Origin of the sequence: Bacillus thuringiensis (assembly GCF_001455345.1) — a bacterium.
In the GTDB taxonomy this organism is placed as follows: domain Bacteria; phylum Bacillota; class Bacilli; order Bacillales; family Bacillaceae_G; genus Bacillus_A; species Bacillus_A thuringiensis_N.
This window is the reverse complement of sequence record NZ_CP013274.1, coordinates 282,501-303,024: the sequence shown is the minus strand read 5'-3', so window position 1 is coordinate 303,024 and position 20,524 is coordinate 282,501. Positions and strand designations below refer to the sequence as shown.

The following is a 20,524-nucleotide window of genomic DNA, read 5'->3' as shown; positions in this document are numbered from 1 at the left end:
CCTATTGTTTCGTCACAGGTGCAAATTTTGCTAACAAACGTTTAACACCAATTGGGCTTGGGAACGCAATATCTAATTCTTTTGCATCACCTTCACCTTTTACACTTACAACTGTACCGACTCCCCATTTTTGGTGGGAAGCTTTATCGCCTACTGCCCAGCCGATTTGTTCGCCACCTGTTGTCTTAGCTGCAGGACGTGCGAAAGCTGAACGAGAACGTGTTGTTGTTGTTGTTGTTGTTGTGATTGTCGTTTTACCGCTACTTGCCGTTCTGCCTTTTGCACCAAACGAAGTTTCACGCTTCGGTGCTGTTTCATTTAATGATTCCACTAATTCTGCCGGGATTTCTGTAATAAATCGAGATGCGGCATTCATACTTGTTCTACCAAATAAAGTACGCATTTGTGCATTGGATAAATATAACTCTTCCTCTGCACGAGTAATACCTACATAAGCGAGACGACGCTCTTCTTGCATTTCATCTTCTTCCATCAGAGAACGCGTATGAGGGAATATTCCTTCCTCTAAACCTACAATAAAGACAACTGGGAATTCTAATCCTTTTGCTGAGTGCATCGTCATTAAAATAACTTCCTCACCAGCAGTTGGATCTTCATCTACACGATCAATGTCAGCAACAAGCGCTAAGTCTGTTAAGAATGCAACAAGACTCTTATCTTCGCTTTGAGATTCAAATGTTTGCGTAACAGATAAAAACTCATCTAAGTTCTCTAAACGACCTTCTGCTTCTAAAGTACGCTCGTTTTTCAACATATCGCGATAGCCTGTTTTTTCAATAACTTCCTCTACCAATTCTGTAACAGATAAATACTCTTGCATATTTACCCAGTTGTGTAATAAACCTGCGAATTCTTTTACTGCCTTTGTAATTTTTGCACTTACTCCAACATGCTCAATCTCATCGAATACAGCAGTTAATGAAATTCCATTTTGTACACCGTAATTAATAATTTTATCGATAGAAGTCGCACCAATTCCGCGCTTTGGCATGTTAATAATACGTGCGAAACTAATCTCATCATCTGGATTCCCAATTAAACGTAAATACGCCAAAATATCTTTAATCTCTTTACGATCGTAGAACTTAGTACCGCCGACGATTTTGTAAGGAATATTAGATTTCAGGAAAATCTCCTCGACCATACGAGACTGAGCATTTGTACGATATAACACTGCAAAATCAGTATATTTTCGTTTTCCCATTTGAATATCATCACGAATTTTTTTCGCAACAAAATATGCTTCGTCTTTTTCCGTTGCAGCACGATAATACGAGATTTTGCTTCCAACTTGATTATCTGTCCATAATTTCTTCGGTTTACGATTCGTATTTTTTTCGATAACAGCATTCGCCGCATTTAAAATATTTTGTGACGAACGATAGTTTTGTTCTAACAGAATAACTTGCGCATTCTCATAGTCTTTTTCGAATGACAAAATGTTAGAAATGTCCGCACCACGCCAGCGGTAAATAGATTGATCTGAGTCACCTACAACGCATAAATTTTTAAAACGTGCTGCTAAATGTTTAACAAGAAGGTACTGTGCTTTGTTCGTATCTTGATACTCATCCACGTGAATATATTGGAACTTACGCTGATAAAACTCTAGTACTTCTGGAACACGTTCAAATAACTGAATCGTTGTCATAATTAAATCATCAAAGTCTAATGAATTATTTTTCAAAAGACGTTTTTGATATTCTGTATATACATCGCTCGTTAATTTTTCATATGGATCAGCGATTGTAATTTTTTTCGCATATTTATCTGCAGATAACAATTCATTTTTCGCATTACTAATCCCAGCTAAAATAGAGCGCGGCTCAAATTTCTTCGGATCAATATTGCGCTCTTTCATAATTTTTTTGACTACAGTTAACTGATCGCCTGAATCTAAGATTGTAAAGTTACGATTAATACCAATACGATCGATATCACGTCGTAAAATACGTACACACATAGAGTGGAACGTCGAAATCCAAATATCTTCTGCTTCTGGTCCGACAAGTGTATCAATACGCTCGCGCATTTCACGGGCTGCTTTATTTGTAAAGGTAATAGCTAGTACATTCCATGGTGCTACACCTTTTTCACCAAGTAAATACGCAATACGATGTGTTAACACACGTGTTTTACCACTACCTGCACCTGCCATTAATAGAAGTGGTCCATTTGTTGTTTGTACTGCTTTTTGTTGTTGCGGATTTAAACCATTTAATAACCTATCTGTTGTACTCATATACGCCTGCACCTACTCTCCTTTTACTGCTTTAACTGTTTTTAACGCGGATTTTATATCATCATAAATAATATTTCCAACAACTACTGTATCAGCATACTGCGCCATTTCTTTCGCTTGCTCTGCATTAGAAATACCGCCGCCATAATACAACTTCGCTTGTTTTAATTCTGCCTTTACATTTTTAACAAGTTCAATGTCGCCATACGTACCGCTATATTCTAAGTAAAATATCGGTAAACGTAATAGCTTGTCTGCTAAACGTGCGTATGCAATCACATCATCCTCTGTTGCATCACATTTCGCATCTGTAAGCTGGGCTACTTTCGCTTCAGGATTTAAAACACAATATCCTTCCATGAAAATTTCGTCCCAGTCCATAATATCCCCAAATTCTTTCAAAGCCTCATGATGAACACCTGTTACCCATTCCACCTTTCGGCTATTTAAAACGCTTGGGATATAATAAAAATCAAATCCTGGTGTAATTGCTTCCACATCAGAAACCTCTAATACACAAGGAACTGCATATCTACGAATGCTAACTAGCATGTGTAGTACATTATCAATTGTCACTCCATCACTTCCGCCTACAATAACAGCATCTGTTCCAGACTCACAAATCATCTCTAAATATTCATCACTTAACTCCTTATTTGGATCAAGCTTAAATACATGTTTCCACCCGGAAATATCGTACATGAAAACACCCTTTCTTTTCTCGAGTTATATATTTCTGTTCAAAATAACAGTTTATTTTCATCATTATTGTTTTAACTTCATCTTAAATATTTGTTTAAAACGGAGAATTAAGTTTGGAATTACCTCTTCCATATTTTTTAAACGAGAGGATTTAATTTTGAAGTTCCTTTTATGCATTCTTTCATTATAACAAAAAAAGCTACTTACACACACGCACATTCCAACATCTTTTTCAACGTCAAATGTTGGATTACATATCCTAAAAATCAAACGGGATACTAATAAAAGAAATAGTATTATCTATTTCAACTTTCATAAAAAGGAGTGTTTTTCTAATGAAGCAAAATATCGGTACAATAAATGCCCTAATTCGAATTACACTCGGACTTGTCCTCTTCGGTTGTAGTGCAACTAAACTCGTACGCAAACCTTGGTGCACTTGGTCTAACGTGTTGCTATGGATTGGTGCAATGAAAATTGCAGAGGGAATTGTTCGTTTCTGCCCTGTTGTTGAAATGTGGAAATTCGGAAAATACATGAATATGGGGGCATTTAAAATGCCTAGCATGAATTTCGCTGAAAAGGGACATGCTAAAGAAGAAGTGAACCAAACTTCCAATCACGACAAACCAAAGTCAAATGGAAGTTATGACACTTCGGACAAAGAGATTGAGTCAGCGATTGAAGATATAATCCTGGCAAAACCGCTTTGAATCATTTGTCACGACGCAAGATGCTCTCAAAGGGACTTAGCTGCTGCAGTGGGCGGTTAAGTCTTCTTTATTTTACCACAAAACAGAACGTACATTCTGTTTTAGACCTCAAAATATACATAAGAGATACATAATCATTAATTTCAGAAAATTGGGTGTAAAGCCCTTGCGTAATATGATATAAAAGTGATATCATTTTTATATCAGGAGGCGATCATATGAAAGAAAAACAAGTTTTTTATGTAAATGGTTTTCTCGGTATTATCGGGATTTTAATTTTAGCCGCTATCGGTGTATTTTTCCTTGTACAAGAAATTTTTATAGGAGCGGCATTAACTATTATTTTAGCCGCAGTTCTTGCTACAGGTATTGGTATTGTTCAACCAAACCAAGCAAAAGTCATTACGTTTTTCGGTAATTATTTAGGAACAATTCGTCAAAACGGTTTATTTTTAACAATTCCATTCGCATTCCGTCAAACTGTATCGTTACGTGTTGAAAACTTTAATAGTAAGAAGTTAAAAGTAAACGATGTTGAGGGAAATCCAATTGAAATTGCAGCCGTTATCGTATATAAAGTTGTTGATTCTGCAAAAGCAATGTTCGGTGTTGAACATTACGATCGATTTGTAGAAATTCAAAGTGAAACAGCAATCCGCCACGTCGCAACAAAATATCCTTATGACAATTTCCAAGATGAAACTTGCATCACGTTACGTGGAAATACGGAAGAAATCTCTGAAGAATTAAAACGTGAGTTAGAAGCACGCCTTGAAATCGCTGGCGTAGAAGTATTAGAAACTCGTTTAACACATTTAGCTTACGCAACAGAAATTGCCCATGCAATGCTCCAACGTCAACAAGCAAAAGCAGTATTAGCTGCTAGAAAAGAGATTGTTGAAGGTGCTGTGAAGATGGCAAAAGATTCGATCCATATGTTAGATGAGGAAGGCGTACTTGAATTAGATGACGAGCGTAAAGCAAATATGGTGAACAATTTATTAGTTGCCATCGTTTCAGATAAAGGTGCGCAACCAGTTATTAATACAGGAAGCCTATACTAAAAGGTTGTAAATCATTATGGCTAAAAAGAAAAGCTTTCCATTACGTATTGATCCTGAATTACACGCAGTCATCGAAAAATGGGCGAATGATGAGTTTCGTAGCGTCAATGCACACATCGAATATTTGCTTCGAGAAATGGCAAAGCAAAAAGGAAAATTGAAAAAAGATAAAGATGCATAAAAAATCCCGCTGATTCCTCAGCGGGATTTTTACATATTAACTTTTCATCATCTCATGTCCAATTGCACGATATCCTATATCCCTTCGGTAAAATAGACCATCACTCTCAATTTTGCCGATTTCTTTATACACCTTATCTTTCGCTTCTTGTAAAGTATTTGCCTTACAAGCAACAAATAGTACACGGCCACCGTTTGTTACAAAGTCACCATGCTTCATCGCTGTGCCTGAATGGAAAACAATCACATCTTGCAATGCGTCTAATTTGTTAATCATGTCACCTTTTTTATATGCTTCTGGATATCCTTTCGAAGCAAGTACAACACCAATTACGGCTTCCTCTGACCATTGTAATGTTAACTCACTTTCATCTAATACAGCGTTACATACATCAACTAAATCATTTTCTAAGCGAGGTAATACTACTTCTGTTTCAGGATCACCAAAGCGGGCATTAAATTCAATTACCTTTGGGCCATCCTTTGTTAAAATGAGTCCCGCATATAAAATTCCTGTAAACGAACGGTTTTCTGCAATCATCGCTTTAGCAGTTGGATGTAATACCGTTTTTATCGCCTCTTGAACTGCTGATTCTGGTATTTGTGGTACCGGAGAATACGCCCCCATTCCGCCTGTATTCGGACCTTTATCACCATCAAAAGCTCGTTTATGATCTTGCGCAATTACCATCGGATGCACAGTTGTTCCATTCACAAATGCCATTAATGAAAATTCTTGTCCATCTAAAAACTCTTCAATAACGACCTTCTTACTTGCCGCGCCGAACTTTACATCTTGTAGCATTTCTTTCACAGCCTGTAATGCTTCTTCAAGCGTCATCGCTACCGTTACACCTTTACCAGCCGCTAAGCCGTCTGCCTTAATAACAATTGGTGCACCAACTTTTTCAATGTACTGTACTGCTTCTTCATAGTCTGTAAAAGTTTCGTACGCCGCAGTTGGAATATTATATTTTTTCATCAATTCTTTAGTAAAAGCTTTACTACCTTCAATAACAGCCGCCGCTTTATTCGGACCAAATACGCGAAGTCCCTCTTCTTTAAAATGATCAGCAATTCCATTCATAAGCGGAATTTCTGGCCCCACGAAAGTTAACTCAACATTATTCTCTTTTGCAAATAAGACCAATGCATCAAAATCATTTTCATCAATATCAACAGGTGTTGCAACATCTCGCATCCCTTCATTACCTGGTGCTACATACACTTTTTCTACCTTTTCAGACTGTGCAAATTTCCAAGCTAAAGCATGCTCACGCCCACCGCGGCCGATTACTAAAACATTCATATTTCATCCCCCAATATTTAAATAAGTACAAACTAGAAGCTATGCTCCTAGTTTGCTTTTCTATCAATGTAAGTTTAAAAAGGAGGAGCAAGAGAACCGAGCAGGTCGAGGCGCATTTGACAGGAGGACACGGAATGTAGCTTTCCTACATGAGTACCGCACTGGCAATGCAACGACGACATGCGACAGTTATCTTGACCGGACTTTTTAAACATCCATATCAATAAAGGTTTAAAAAGGAGGAGCAAGAGAACCGAGCAGGTCGAGGCGCATTTGACAGGAGGACACGGAATGTAGCTTTCCTACATGAGTACCGCACTGGCAATGCAACGACGACATGCGACAGTTATCTTGACCGGACTTTTTAAACATCCTCTATTAGTGTTTGAAATGACGTACGCCAGTGAACACCATCGTAATCCCATACTTATCTGCCACTTTAATAGAATCCTCATCACGAATTGATCCACCCGGTTGGATAATTGCTGTAATACCAGCTTTTGCTGCTTCTTCTAATGTATCTGGCATTGGGAAGAAAGCATCAGATGCAAGTGCGCTACCTTGTGCTTTTTCGCCAGCTTGTGTAATTGCGATTTTTGCAGAACCTACGCGGTTCATCTGTCCTGCACCTACACCAACTGTCATGTTATCATTCGCTAAAACAATTGCGTTTGATTTCACATGTTTTACAACTTTCCAAGCTAGTTTTAAATCTTTCCACTCTTGCTCTGACGGTTCACGTTTCGTCGGAATTGAAATTGTACTTTCATCTAATGATAACGTATCTTCCTCTTGAACAAGAAGACCACCTTGTACAGAAGTTAGTTTTTTGCTCGCACTTGTCGCTTTTTCAATATTTACAGTTAGTAAACGTAAGTTTTTCTTACCTTGCAACACTTCTAAAGCTTCTTTTGAGAAAGAAGGTGCAATAATAATTTCTAAGAAAATTTCATGTAACTTTTCAGCTGTAGCTTTGTCGATTTCACGATTCGCTGCAATAATTCCTCCAAAGATTGATACTGGATCCGCTTCATAAGCGCGTGTGTATGCTTCATGAATATCAGTACCCACTCCAACACCACATGGATTCATATGTTTTACCGCTACTACTGCTGGCTCTGTAAATTCTTTTACGATACTAAGCGCTGCGTCTGCATCATTGATATTGTTATAAGATAATTCTTTACCATGTAATTGTTCCGCATATGCAACAGAAGAAGTTGCTGCGAATGGCGCTTTATAGAAAGTCGCTTTTTGATGTGGATTTTCTCCATAGCGTAAGTCTTGTTTTTTCTCAAATGTCACAGTTAATGTTTCAGGACTTTCTTCACCCATTTGCTCTGTTAAGTAATTAGAAATTAGCGCATCATATGCTGCTGTATGACGGAATACTTTCGCTGCTAATTTACGTTTCGTTTCATCTGTTACTTCACCGTTCTCTTTCAGTTCTGCTAATACAATATCATAATCTACTGGATCTACAATTACAGAAACAAACTTATGATTTTTCGCTGCAGAGCGAATCATTGTTGGGCCACCGATATCAATATTTTCAATTGCATCAGCAAATGTTACATCAGGCTTAGCGATTGTTTCTTTGAATGGGTATAAGTTAACGACAACAAAATCAATTGGCTCCATACCTAATTCATTCATTTGCGCTACATGCGTTTCATTATCGCGAACTGCTAATAGACCACCATGAATATTTGGGTGTAAGGTTTTTACACGACCATCCATAATCTCTGGGAAACCTGTTACTTCAGAAATACCAATTACTTGTAATCCGTTCTCTTCTAGTAATTTTCTCGTACCACCTGTTGATATAACTTCGATCCCTTGTTCTAGTAAACCTTTAACAAATTCTACTACTCCTGTTTTATCTGAAACACTTACTAATGCACGCTTTTTCATTGATCCTTCACCCCTGGTTGTATGTTAGTTAACAGTTGGTTCTTTCACAGATTGAACAATTTGATTCACTGTATTTACGTATAATTTATGTTCAACTTGTTGAATTTTCTTTTGTAAGCTTTCTCTCGTATCCCCTTCAGAAACAACTACTGCTTCTTGCGCAATAATTGGTCCTGTATCCATACCTGCATCTACATAATGAATCGTTACTCCAGTTATTTTCACACCTGCTTCTAACGCTTGACCAACAGCATCTTTCCCTGGAAAACTTGGTAATAGTGATGGATGAATATTAATAATCTTCCCACCGTATGCTTCTAGTAACGTTGGCCCAATTAAACGCATATATCCAGCTAAAATAACATAATCAATTTCATATTCTTCTAGCTTCTTTAATATCTCTGTTTCAAACACTTCTTTTGACTCATATGCTTTCGCTGAAAAGGCGAAACATGGAATATGATGATAATGCGCCCGACCAACAGCGCGTGCTTCTGGTTTATCACATACTAATAAACTAATTTCTGCATCCAATCTTTTCTCCTCTACTGCATTAACGAGAGATTGAAAGTTAGATCCGCTTCCAGAAGCAAAAACTGCTAATCTACTCATAGTTCTGTGCCCCCATTGAAGGTAACGCCAGCCCCTTGTACAGTACGTCCAATAATATGAGCTGTTTCTCCTTGCTCTTCAAGAAGACGAACAATATCTTTTGCTACTTCTTCCTTCACTGCTACTACCATACCAATACCCATGTTAAAAATATTGAACATTTCTTTCTCTTCTAGTTTTCCAACTTCTTGAAGTAAACTGAAGATCGGTTGAATTTTCCAAGACCCTAATTCAATTTCTGCACCGATTCCTTCTGGTAACATACGTGGAATATTCTCAATGAATCCGCCACCTGTAATATGCGCCATACCGTATACTTCATATTTCTTCAATAGTTCTAAAATAGGTTTGACATAAATTTTCGTTGGTTTTAATAATTCTTCACCAAGAGGTAGTTCTAAGCGTCCATAAATACGATCTAAAGATAGTTCTCCATCTTCTAGCAATACTTTTCTTACTAAAGAATAACCGTTACTATGAATACCACTAGATGCTAAGCCGATTAATACTTGACCAGCTTCAATCTTTTCACCTGTTACAATTTTCTTTTTATCAACAATTCCAACTGTAAAGCCAGCTAAATCATACTCTTCTGTAGAATACATTCCTGGCATTTCAGCTGTTTCTCCACCAATTAGTGCACAACCTGCTTGGCGACAGCCCTCTGATATACCTTTGACGATGTTTTCAATTTTACTAGGTTCAGCTTTACCACAAGCAATATAATCAAGGAAGAAAAGTGGCTCTGCTCCTTGGACAACAATATCATTTACACACATTGCTACTGCATCAATACCAATTGTGTCATGTTTATCTGCCATAAAAGCGAGCATCAATTTCGTTCCCACACCATCTGTTCCAGATACTAATACAGGTTCTTCTAATGCAAATTTTGATAGATCAAACATACCTCCAAAACCGCCTAAACCGCCTAGTACTTCTTTTCTCATAGTTGTTTGTACGTGTTTTTTCATGCGAGATACCGCTTCATATCCAGCTTCAATATCTACTCCCGCTTGCTTATATGCATTCGCCATCGTTATCTACACCTCGTCTTTTAATTTCTCCCTATCTAGGGCTGGCCGTTTTAAGAAAGAAGCTAGCTTCTACCTCAAAAGAAGTAGAAGCTTTTTTCTTCTTATTTCATACTTTCTAAAAGCTCTTGCTCATAATCATAAAGTGCTGTTGGATAGTCTCCATTGAAGTAAGCCATACATAGACCGCCATATTTTCCTTCATATGGACGTCCAATTGCATCTACTAATCCATCTTCACTTAAAAATGTTAATGAATCTGCACCGATTATTTCACGAATTTCTTCTACTGTATGATTTGCTGCAATTAATTCTTTTCTCGTTTGAATATCAATGCCATAGAAGCATGGATATTTCAGAGGTGGTGACGCAATTCTTACGTGGACTTCTGTCGCTCCAGCCTCGCGAAGCATACGAACAATTCGTTTACTTGTTGTTCCTCTTACGATAGAATCGTCAATCATAACAACTCGTTTTCCTTCAACTACACCTCTTACTGCTGAAAGTTTCATCTTAACCCCTTGCTCTCTCAGTTCTTGAGAAGGTTGAATAAACGTACGTCCAACGTAACGATTTTTAATTAGTCCTAACTCATACGGAATACCTGTCGCCTCCGCATAACCAATTGCTGCTGAAATACTAGAGTCTGGCACACCAGTAACAACATCAGCTTCAATAGGAGCTTCTGCCGCCAAACGTTTCCCCATGTTTTTACGTGCTGCATGGACGTTAATACCTGCAATATTAGAATCCGGACGTGCAAAGTAAATGTACTCCATACTACAAATTGCATGATCTACTTCATTTGTAAAACGATCTACGTGAATTCCTTCATCATTGATGATAAGTAATTCACCCGGTTCTACATCACGAATGTATGTTGCACCTACTACATCGAAAGCACATGTTTCTGATGCTACAACGTAAGCATCACCCATCTTCCCAATTGAAAGAGGACGGAACCCATTCGGATCTAGCGCAACAATCATTTCATTTCCAGTTAGTAAAAGGTATGCAAACGCACCTTTCACTTTATTTAGTGCCTCTTTTACACTTTCAATTAAAGAATCTTTCGTACTACGCTTAATAAGATGTAAAAGTACTTCTGTATCTGAACTCGTTTGAAAAATACTTCCCTCTGCCTCTAATTCGCGGCGAAGCATTTTTGCATTAATTAAATTTCCGTTATGAGCTAATGCCATACTATGATCAGAAAAACGGAATAATAATGGCTGAACGTTAGCTACTTCACTTCCACCAGCCGTCGCGTATCGTACGTGTCCGATTGCTGATTTTCCGTTCAATCCTTCTAGCTCACCTCTTGAAAACACTTCCGATATTAAACCTAACCCCTTGTGACCGACGATTTTTTCCCCATTATTTACGACAATGCCTGCACCTTCTTGCCCACGGTGCTGTAAACTGTGCAATCCGTAGTATGAAACTTGTGCCGCATTTTCATGCCCCCAAATTCCAAAGACACCACATTCTTCATTTAACCCCTTTATTTCAGCAAGCATGGGATTGCCCCTTTCCAAGCCTTTCTCATCTCATCTACATTTGCTGTAAGCAATACTTCATTCTCTTCATTATGAATTGTTACTTCATTTGTATTTGTCACTTCTCCAACTTGAATTGCTTCTACCGCTTTCTCGAATGCTTCTTTATTTTCACGTTTGACAGTTACAACGAAGCGAGATTGTGATTCAGCAAATAATGCGGCTGTTGCTTCTCCAACTAATTGCACAGTAGCACCTAAGCCGTTAGCACCAATTGCACTTTCAGAAATTGCAACTGCTAAACCACCTTCAGCAACGTCATGCGCAGATTGAACAAGGCCAGCTTGAATTGCTTCTAATACTTGTTTTTGGCGTTTTAATTCTACATCTAAATCGATGCTTGGTGATTGGCCGAAAATCTTGCCGTGAATCATTTTCTGTAATTCACTTCCACCAAACTCAGCTTTCGTTTCACCGATTACATAAACTAAATCGCCAGCTTGCTTAAACTCTTGTGTTGTTACGTGTTTTAAGTCATGTACAAGACCGACCATCCCAACAGTCGGTGTTGGATATACCGCTTCCCCACTACGCTCGTTATACATCGATACGTTTCCGCCGATAACTGGCGTTTGTAATCTACGACAAGCTTCACTCATACCATCTACTGATTTCTCAATTTGCCAGAAGATCTCTGGTTTTTCTGGGTTACCAAAGTTTAAGCAATCTGTAATTGCAAGTGGCTCCCCGCCAGAACATACAATATTACGAGCTGCCTCTGCTACTGCAATTTTACCGCCCATTTCTGGATCTAAGTAAATATAGCGAGAGTTACAATCTGTCGTCATCGCTAATCCTTTTTCTGTACCGCGTACACGTACAACTGCTGCATCTGAACCTGGTGTAACAACTGTGCTTGTGCGTACTTGATAATCATATTGATCATAAACCCACTCTTTACTTGCAATGGTTGGTTGCTGTAATAAAGCAAATAACGTTTCTTTATAATCTTCTACTTTTGGCGTTTCCATTTTCATTGCTTGGAATTCAGCAAAGTATGCTGCTTCTTTTGATGGCTTATGATAAATTGGTGCTTCTTCTGCTAAAGCATCTGCTGGCACTTCCGCTACCTTTTCACCTTTATGGAATAAACGAAGCATTTTATCTTCTGTTACTTTCCCCATCGTAACTGCTGCAAGGCCATACTTCTCAAATAAATCTACTATTTCTTGTTCTCTACCTTTTTTCACAACGATTAGCATACGCTCTTGTGATTCAGATAGCATCATTTCATATGGAGTCATTCCTGTTTCACGCTGCGGTACATCATCTAAGTACATTTCAATACCCATACCTGCTTTACTCGCCATTTCTGCAGAAGATGAAGTTAAACCGGCAGCTCCCATATCTTGAATTCCAACAAGTGCGTCCGACTGAATAAGTTCTAAGCAAGCTTCAATAAGAAGTTTCTCCATAAATGGATCCCCTACTTGAACTGCTGGACGCTTCGCTTCCGAGCTTTCAGATAGTTCTTCAGATGCAAATGTTGCACCGTGAATACCGTCACGACCAGTAGATGCTCCTACGTACATTACCGTATTTCCAGCTCCGTGTGCCTGCCCTTTTTTAATGTCTTCGTGGTTAATTAAGCCTACGCACATTGCATTTACAAGTGGATTTCCTTCATAACATGGATCAAATTGTACTTCGCCGCCAACAGTCGGAATACCGATACAGTTACCATATCCTGCAATCCCTGCTACTACTTCTTCGAATAAATACTTCACACGTGGTGATTGTAATTCCCCAAATCGAAGTGAGTTTAATAGAGCTACTGGACGCGCTCCCATAGAGAATACGTCACGGATAATACCACCCACGCCTGTTGCTGCTCCTTGATATGGTTCAATAGCTGAAGGATGGTTATGGCTTTCCATTTTAAATACAACCGCTTGATTATCACCGATGTCTACAATTCCAGCACCTTCCCCAGGCCCTTGCAGAACACGCTCACCTGTTGTTGGGAATTTTCGAAGCACTGGTTTTGAATTTTTATAACTACAATGTTCAGACCACATAACAGAGAATAATCCTGTTTCTGTATAATTTGGCAGACGGCCTAAAATCTTTTCAACCATGGCAAACTCTTCGTCTGTTAGCCCCATTTCCGCATATATGCGCTCTTCTTTAATTTGTGTTGGATTTGGTTCAAGCATTAACGACATATGTTTCCCTCCACTGTTTTAAGATAGATTGAAAGACTTTTAACCCTTCAGCACCGCCAAGTAATTCATCTACAGCACGCTCTGGGTGTGGCATCATACCAAGTACATTTCCTTTTTCGTTTACAATACCAGCAATATCTGAAACGCTTCCATTAGGGTTTTCTACGTAACGGAATGCGATTTGATTATTCTCTTCTAATCTTTTAAGAGTCTCTTCATCACAATAGTAATTCCCTTCACCATGTGCGATTGGAATATTGATTACTTCATCTTTTTCATATTGTGATGTAAACATCGTTTCATTATTTTCAACGCGTAACTGAACAGTGCGACACATAAATTTTAAGTTTTCGTTTCTCATTAATGCTCCTGGTAGTAATCCTGACTCAACAAGAATCTGGAATCCATTACATACACCTAAAATCGGCTTTCCTTGCTCAGCAGCTTTTTGCACTGCTTTCATTGCATTCGCAAAGCGAGAAATAGCACCGCAGCGTAAGTAGTCACCGTAAGAGAATCCACCTGGTAATAGAATTGCATCATATTCATCTAAATTCTCTGTATCGTGCCAAACGTAATCTACTTCTTCGCCAAGCTCATCTTTAATTGCATGGAACATATCGACATCACAGTTCGAACCCGGAAATACTATTACTGCAAATTTCACTGTGCGACAACCTCCTCAACTTCATAACGGAAGTCTTCCATTACAACGTTTGCTAATAGTTTTTCACACATTTCCTTTATCTTTGCGTCAAGATCAGATACTGATTTATCAATCGTTAGTTCCATGTACTTTCCGATTCGAACATCTTGTACTTCTGTGAACGAAAGACTATGAAGTGCTCCTTTTACTGCTGTTCCTTGTGGATCTAATACGCTTTCTCTTAACGTTACATATACCTTAACTTTATACATGTGAAATTCCCCCTAAACGTTTTAAAATCTCTTCATAAGCATCTGTTAAATTTCCAAGATCACGACGGAATACGTCTTTATCAAACTTTTCATTGCTCGTTTCATCCCATAAACGGCAAGTATCTGGTGAAATTTCATCTGCTAAAATGATTTCTCCTTCATCCGTTACACCAAACTCTAATTTGAAATCTACTAATCTTACACGACAGCTTGCGAAATGATCAATCAACACTTGATTGATTTGTAGAGCCATATCTCGTAATACGCTTACTTGCTCTGGCGATGCAACGTTTAATACACGAATATGATCTTCCGTTACAAGCGGATCTCCTAAATCATCATCTTTGAAGTAAAATTCTACGATTGGTTCTGCAAGTACAGTTCCCTCTTCCATTCCTAATCGTTTTGAAAGACTTCCTGCAATTACATTTCTTGTGACAACTTCTAAAGGAATAATACTCACTTTTTTAACAAGTTGTTCTGTTTCAGATAGCTTCTCAACAAAGTGTGTTTTAATTCCTACTTCTTGTAACTTTCTGAACAATAAAGTTGTAATCTCATTGTTCAAACGACCTTTTCCTGTAATCGTCTCTTTTTTCTCCCCATTGAAAGCAGTCGCACTATCTTTGTACTCTACCCAAACCATATCTGCTGATTCTGTACGATAAATTCTTTTTGCCTTACCTTCATACAGCAATTCTAGCTTTTGCATTTCGCAAGCCCCCTGTAGTTTGAAAAATGTGAATAATGTTTTTATAAAGAATGGCACAGAATGACTCTATTCTGTGCCATATGAAATTTTACGCTTCGTTTAATCCAAGGCGTTCAAAGATTGTATCAACGTGTTGCATATGATGCTCATAGTTGAAGCATTCATTAATTTCTTCTTGTGTTAATTTGCTTGTGATACGCTCATCTGCTTCTACAAGTTCTTTAAATTGTACTTGTGTTTCCCAAGCTTCCATCGCTTTAGGCTGTACGATATCGTAAGCTTCTTCACGTACCATACCTTTGTCGATTAACGTAAGCATTACGCGCTGAGAATAAATTAAGCCGTATGTTCTTGTCATATTGCGTTTCATATTCTCTGGGTATACAGTTAAGTTTTTAACGATATTGCCAAAGCGATTTAGCATGTAATTTAATGCGATTGTAGCATCTGGTAAAATTACGCGTTCTGCTGAAGAGTGAGAAATATCACGCTCATGCCATAATGGAACATTTTCATAAGCTGTCATCATATAACCGCGGATAACACGAGCTAAACCAGTCATATTTTCAGATCCAATTGGATTACGCTTATGTGGCATTGCAGAAGAACCTTTTTGACCTTTTGCGAAAGCTTCTTCAACTTCACGTGTTTCACTCTTTTGTAAACCACGAATCTCAACTGCCATCTTTTCGATAGATGTTGCGATTAATGCAAGTGTTGACATGTAATGAGCATGGCGATCACGTTGCAATGTTTGTGTTGAAATTGGCGCTGCTTCTAATCCTAAGTTTTCGCAAACAAATTTTTCTACGAATGGATCAATATTCGCGTATGTACCAACCGCACCAGATAGTTTACCAACTCGAACTGTATCAGCAGCTTGTTTGAAACGCTCTACGTTACGTTTCATTTCTTCATACCAAAGACCTAGTTTTAAACCAAATGTTGTTGGTTCTGCATGAACACCATGTGTTCTTCCCATCATGATCGTGTATTTATGCTCTTTCGCTTTGTTAGCTAAAATGCTTACAAAGTTTTCTAAGTCTTTTAATATGATTTCATTCGCTTGTTTTAAGATGTAAGATAACGCTGTATCTACTACGTCTGTAGATGTTAAACCGTAATGAACCCATTTACGTTCCTCACCTAATGCTGGTGTTTCTGATACAGCACGAGTGAATGCAACTACGTCATGACGTGTCTCTTTTTCAATTTCATAAATACGATCAATATCAAATGATGCATGCTCACGAATTTTTTTAACATCTTCTTTTGGAATATCGCCAAGCTCAGCCCATGCTTCACAAGCTAAAATCTCAACCTCTAACCATGCTTTAAATTTGTTTTCTTCCGTCCAAATTGCACCCATTTCTGGGCGTGTATAACGACTAATCATCTTTTTCCCTCCAACAGTTGTTCTTGATGGTCCCAAATATGCAAACTCTTCGCTTTTTCTAGAGCGACTTCAATATTATCATTTAAAATATTAACATGCCCCATTTTCCGCTGCGCTTTTGCTTCTTCTTTTCCATACAAGTGTAAATAGCACCCGGTTAATCTATTCACTTGTCTTAGGACCCCTTCTATATGTTCGCCTAAAATGTTTACCATGACAACTGGTTTTAACAAATTTGTTTCTCCAAGAGGTAAATTACAGATTGCTCGAATATGTTGACCAAATTGACTCGTTTCACATGCATCCTGTGTATAGTGTCCTGAATTGTGAGGTCTTGGTGCTAATTCATTAATATAAATTTCACCATCAGCTGTAGCAAACATCTCTACCGCTAGTGTTCCCACAAGTTCTAGTTCATCCGCGAGCACTCTTGCATAAGCAATTGCTTTTTGAGAAAGTTCTTCTGTAATGCGAGCTGGAACGATTGATTCATGCAAAATGTTATTTACATGAATATTTTCTGCTACCGGAAATACTTTCGTTTCACCGCTTACACTACGAATTACAATAACTGATACTTCTTTTTCAAAAGGCACCCATTTCTCTAAAATACATTCTGCTGCATTCGCAAGCTTTCGTGCTTTATCAACGTCAGCTTCACTTCTTAAAACAACTTGCCCTTTCCCGTCATATCCACCTGTCGTTGTTTTTAAGACGGACGGATATGATAACTCGGTGATTGCTTCAGTAAGCTGCTCTTGAGTTTGAACCAATCTATACGTTGCTACTGGTAGTCCCGCTTTTTCAATTGCATTCTTTTCGGTAAAACGATTTTGTGTTTTACTTAACAACTGACTGCCTTGCGGTAAGTAAGCATGTTTTTCAAGCCATTGTAAACATCTATAATCAATATTCTCAAATTCATATGTGACAACATCACTGATCTCTGCTAAATGCTGAATTGCTTTTAAATCGTCATATGATGCAACAATTTCAATATCAGCAACTTGTGCACATGGTGAATGTTTTGTAGGATCTAAAACAGCAATTTTATATCCCATCTCCTTAGCTGCCAATGCCATCATTCTTCCTAGCTGGCCGCCTCCAATAATACCGATTGTTTTTCCAGGTAAAATGATTCTCGTCATACTAGCTCACTACCTTCGCGCACATCTTTTTCAATTGCTTCTCTTCTCAATTCTAATGCATCATGTATGTCATCATGGAATGATCCAAGTATTTGTGCAGCAAGTAAACCAGCATTTGTTGAACCAGCCTTACCAATTGCAACAGTTGCAACTGGAACTCCTCCTGGCATTTGGACGATGGATAATAATGAATCTAAGCCGTTTAACGCTTTTGATTGAACTGGAACTCCGATTACAGGAAGATTCGTCTTCGCTGCAACCATTCCTGGTAAATGCGCTGCTCCACCAGCTCCAGCAATAATAACTTTCAATCCACGTTCACGAGCCGTCTCTGCATATTCAAACATATAATCCGGAGTCCGATGAGCGGATACAACTTTTTTCTCATACGGTATATTTAATTCATCTAAAATGTCACAAGCATATTTCATTGTTTCCCAGTCTGACGTGCTTCCCATTATGACTCCAACTAGTGATTTCATATTAGAATCCCCCCGATTCAAATAAAAAAAGCCTGAAATAGAACAGTTTCTCTTTTACTATGAGAGAAAGTGCTCTACTCAGGCATACGTATCCCTTGTGAATAGAAAAATACCGAGTGACTTTCCCCCATAGTCTAACGAATAACGGTCGTTAGGTAGAGACTTGCAGGCCATATCCCCGCGATTATATGAGGTCTTATATATTATTCTTTCTATGGCTATATTAACAATATTTCATAAACAATGTCAACAAATAATCGAATGTTTTTTTATTAGTCACTCATAACGTTCGTGTTTTAGTTATATTCAAAAGAATAATTGTAACTATATGCAAGAAGGATAAGAAATTAGAATATATATTTCTAGAGATCTATCATACCCACTGATTATTAGCTCACACCAATCAGGCTTTTACGGACAGCCTGAATCCTACCTAACTTCTTTGCTGTCGCTAAATTTTGAGGTGGGGGTCTTACTGTCCGGCAAATAGCGGGATAAAGCATATCGTTTATATTCATTTGATTTATAAGAAGGACAATAATGAAAAAACAACTACACTCTTTTCATATTTATTCCTTTGTATCGTAGTCATTGCTATAATGATTGAATACCTATTTCTATCATCCTACTTTTTTACTCTCATTATTTAAAATATATACTTATGGTAGAAATAACATTTCCTAACATAGACATTATTTTAGGAGCAATCGGAAAACCTAGAAAACAAAAAATCATTACTATTACTTTGAATAGCCTCATTTTCACTCTTTTTTCCTCTTTACAATTATTAAATGTATGGAGTACATTTAGTAATTAAAAATAAACATAAAAAAACCTAAGTCGAATCGACTTAGGTTTTTGCTTGGCGACGTCCTACTCTCACAGGGACAAGGTCCCAACTACCATCGGCGCTAGAGAGCTTAACTTCCGTGTTCGGTATGGGAACGGGTGTGACCTCTCTGCCATCATCACCAAACTATTGAAGGTATATTCCTTCAAAACTAGATAACATTTGCTACATATTATATGGTTAAGTCCTCGATCTATTAGTATTCGTCAGCTCCACATGTCACCATGCTTCCACCTCGAACCTATCAACCTGATCATCTTTCAGGGATCTTACTAGCTTACGCTATGGGAAATCTCATCTTGAGGGGGGCTTCATGCTTAGATGCTTTCAGCACTTATCCCTTCCGCACATAGCTACCCAGCTATGCCCTTGGCAGAACAACTGGTACACCAGCGGTGCGTCCATCCCGGTCCTCTCGTACTAAGGACAGCTCCTCTCAAATTTCCTACGCCCACGACGGATAGGGACCGAACTGTCTCACGACGTTCTGAACCCAGCTCGCGTACCGCTTTAATGGGCGAACAGCCCAACCCTTGGGACCGACTACAGCCCCAGGATGCGATGAGCCGACATCGAGGTGCCAAACCTCCCCGTCGATGTGGACTCTTGGGGGAGATAAGCCTGTTATCCCCGGGGTAGCTTTTATCCGTTGAGCGATGGCCCTTCCATGCGGAACCACCGGATCACTAAGCCCGACTTTCGTCCCTGCTCGACTTGTAGGTCTCGCAGTCAAGCTCCCTTATGCCTTTGCACTCTACGAATGATTTCCAACCATTCTGAGGGAACCTTTGGGCGCCTCCGTTACCCTTTAGGAGGCGACCGCCCCAGTCAAACTGCCCACCTGACACTGTCTCCCGGGTCGATAAGACCCGTAGGTTAGAATTTCAATACAGTCAGGGCGGTATCCCACCAGCGCCTCCACCGAAGCTAGCGCTCCGGTTTCAATGGCTCCCGCCTATCCTGTACAAACTGTACCAAAATTCAATATCAGGCTACAGTAAAGCTCCACGGGGTCTTTCCGTCCTGTCGCGGGTAACCTGCATCTTCACAGGTACTATAATTTCACCGAGTCTCTGGTTGAGACAGTGCCCAAATCGTTACACCTTTCGTGCGGGTCGGAACTTACCCGACAAGGAATTTCGCTACCTTAGGACCGTTATAGTTACGGCCGCCGTTTACTGGGGCTTCAGTTCAGAGCTTCGCTTACGCTAACCCCTCTCCTTAACCTTCCAGCACCGGGCAGGTGTCACCCCCTATACTTCGCCTTACGGCTTCGCAGAGAGCTGTGTTTTTGCTAAACAGTCGCTTGGGCCTATTCACTGCGGCTTTCCGTTAAGAAAGCACCCCTTCTCCCGAAGTTACGGGGTCATTTTGCCGAGTTCCTTAACCAGAGTTCTCTCGCACACCTTAGGATTCTCTCCTCGCCTACCTGTGTCGGTTTGCGGTACAGGCACCTTTTATCTCGCTAGAAGCTTTTCTTGGCAGCGGGGAATCAAAGACTTC

General features: G+C 39.0%; 17 protein-coding genes, 2 rRNA genes, 1 pseudogene and 1 riboswitch (1 of these 21 running past the window's edge). Of the genes and pseudogenes, 4 read left to right on the top strand and 16 right to left on the bottom strand.

All coding sequences use genetic code 11. The features are described from left to right. Position 1 precedes the first annotated feature (1 nt). Entirely contained in the window at positions 2–2,263 is a 2,262-nt protein-coding gene (pcrA, locus tag ATN06_RS01855; protein ID WP_060633082.1) for a DNA helicase PcrA, read from the bottom strand. 12 nt (positions 2,264–2,275) lie between these two features. Then, a complete protein-coding gene (locus tag ATN06_RS01850) occupies positions 2,276–2,965 on the bottom strand; it encodes a heptaprenylglyceryl phosphate synthase (protein ID WP_060629319.1) in 690 nt (229 codons plus the stop codon). A 335-nt stretch (positions 2,966–3,300) separates the two neighbouring features. Between ATN06_RS01850 and ATN06_RS01840 the strand changes: the two genes are divergently transcribed. From ATN06_RS01840 to ATN06_RS01830, 3 genes are all read left to right on the top strand, one after another. Continuing rightward, the gene (locus ATN06_RS01840) at positions 3,301–3,678 is read left to right on the top strand and encodes a YgaP family membrane protein (protein WP_060629318.1); all 378 of its coding nucleotides are present in this window, start codon (positions 3,301–3,303) and stop codon (positions 3,676–3,678) included. 218 nt (positions 3,679–3,896) lie between these two features. After that, positions 3,897–4,742, top strand: coding sequence for an SPFH domain-containing protein (locus tag ATN06_RS01835; RefSeq protein ID WP_000660687.1), 846 nt, complete (start codon positions 3,897–3,899; stop codon positions 4,740–4,742). A gap of 16 nt (positions 4,743–4,758) precedes the next feature. Beyond that, positions 4,759–4,923, top strand: a complete 165-nt coding sequence (locus ATN06_RS01830) for a type II toxin-antitoxin system antitoxin (protein WP_001085171.1) — start codon at positions 4,759–4,761, stop codon at positions 4,921–4,923. Between the two features lie 36 nt (positions 4,924–4,959). Here ATN06_RS01830 and purD read toward each other — a convergent pair whose 3' ends face one another. From purD to purE, 12 genes are all read right to left on the bottom strand, one after another. Next, positions 4,960–6,231, bottom strand: coding sequence for a phosphoribosylamine--glycine ligase (gene purD, locus ATN06_RS01825; RefSeq protein WP_060629317.1), 1,272 nt, complete (start codon positions 6,229–6,231; stop codon positions 4,960–4,962). Positions 6,232–6,609: 378 nt separating this feature from the next. Then, positions 6,610–8,145, bottom strand: coding sequence for a bifunctional phosphoribosylaminoimidazolecarboxamide formyltransferase/IMP cyclohydrolase (purH, locus tag ATN06_RS01820; protein WP_060629316.1), 1,536 nt, complete (start codon positions 8,143–8,145; stop codon positions 6,610–6,612). Positions 8,146–8,169: 24 nt separating this feature from the next. Continuing rightward, the gene (gene purN, locus ATN06_RS01815; RefSeq protein ID WP_060629315.1) at positions 8,170–8,757 is read right to left on the bottom strand and encodes a phosphoribosylglycinamide formyltransferase; all 588 of its coding nucleotides are present in this window, start codon (positions 8,755–8,757) and stop codon (positions 8,170–8,172) included. Then, positions 8,754–9,794, bottom strand: a complete 1,041-nt coding sequence (gene purM, locus ATN06_RS01810) for a phosphoribosylformylglycinamidine cyclo-ligase (RefSeq protein ID WP_060629314.1) — start codon at positions 9,792–9,794, stop codon at positions 8,754–8,756. Before purM ends, purN begins: the two co-directional genes overlap by 4 nt. Positions 9,795–9,895: 101 nt before the next feature. Then, the gene (gene purF / locus ATN06_RS01805; RefSeq protein WP_000879028.1) at positions 9,896–11,311 is read right to left on the bottom strand and encodes an amidophosphoribosyltransferase; all 1,416 of its coding nucleotides are present in this window, start codon (positions 11,309–11,311) and stop codon (positions 9,896–9,898) included. Then, entirely contained in the window at positions 11,296–13,515 is a 2,220-nt protein-coding gene (purL, locus tag ATN06_RS01800) for a phosphoribosylformylglycinamidine synthase II (RefSeq protein ID WP_060629313.1), read from the bottom strand. Before purL ends, purF begins: the two co-directional genes overlap by 16 nt. Next, positions 13,499–14,182, bottom strand: a complete 684-nt coding sequence (purQ, locus tag ATN06_RS01795; protein ID WP_048375606.1) for a phosphoribosylformylglycinamidine synthase subunit PurQ — start codon at positions 14,180–14,182, stop codon at positions 13,499–13,501. The genes purL and purQ overlap by 17 nt, the downstream gene beginning before the upstream one ends. Continuing rightward, the gene (gene purS, locus ATN06_RS01790; RefSeq protein ID WP_060629312.1) at positions 14,179–14,433 is read right to left on the bottom strand and encodes a phosphoribosylformylglycinamidine synthase subunit PurS; all 255 of its coding nucleotides are present in this window, start codon (positions 14,431–14,433) and stop codon (positions 14,179–14,181) included. Before purS ends, purQ begins: the two co-directional genes overlap by 4 nt. Next, a complete protein-coding gene (gene purC, locus ATN06_RS01785) occupies positions 14,426–15,145 on the bottom strand; it encodes a phosphoribosylaminoimidazolesuccinocarboxamide synthase (protein ID WP_001170542.1) in 720 nt (239 codons plus the stop codon). The genes purS and purC overlap by 8 nt, the downstream gene beginning before the upstream one ends. An 88-nt stretch (positions 15,146–15,233) precedes the next feature. After that, a complete protein-coding gene (gene purB, locus ATN06_RS01780) occupies positions 15,234–16,541 on the bottom strand; it encodes an adenylosuccinate lyase (RefSeq protein WP_060629311.1) in 1,308 nt (435 codons plus the stop codon). Beyond that, positions 16,538–17,689: a 5-(carboxyamino)imidazole ribonucleotide synthase gene (gene purK, locus ATN06_RS01775; RefSeq protein ID WP_060629310.1), complete on the bottom strand. Its 1,152-nt coding sequence runs from the start codon at positions 17,687–17,689 to the stop codon at positions 16,538–16,540. Before purK ends, purB begins: the two co-directional genes overlap by 4 nt. Next, a complete protein-coding gene (gene purE, locus ATN06_RS01770) occupies positions 17,686–18,171 on the bottom strand; it encodes a 5-(carboxyamino)imidazole ribonucleotide mutase (RefSeq protein ID WP_000839367.1) in 486 nt (161 codons plus the stop codon). The genes purK and purE overlap by 4 nt, the downstream gene beginning before the upstream one ends. A 110-nt stretch (positions 18,172–18,281) precedes the next feature. Next, positions 18,282–18,383, bottom strand: a riboswitch (purine riboswitch). A gap of 387 nt (positions 18,384–18,770) precedes the next feature. Here purE and ATN06_RS29350 point away from each other — a divergent pair. After that, positions 18,771–18,988, top strand: a pseudogene (locus ATN06_RS29350) (hypothetical protein). A gap of 43 nt (positions 18,989–19,031) precedes the next feature. Here ATN06_RS29350 and rrf read toward each other — a convergent pair. Beyond that, positions 19,032–19,147, bottom strand: a 5S ribosomal RNA gene (gene rrf, locus ATN06_RS01765). Between the two features lie 50 nt (positions 19,148–19,197). Then, positions 19,198–20,524, bottom strand: a 23S ribosomal RNA gene (locus ATN06_RS01760); it runs 1,596 nt beyond the window's last position.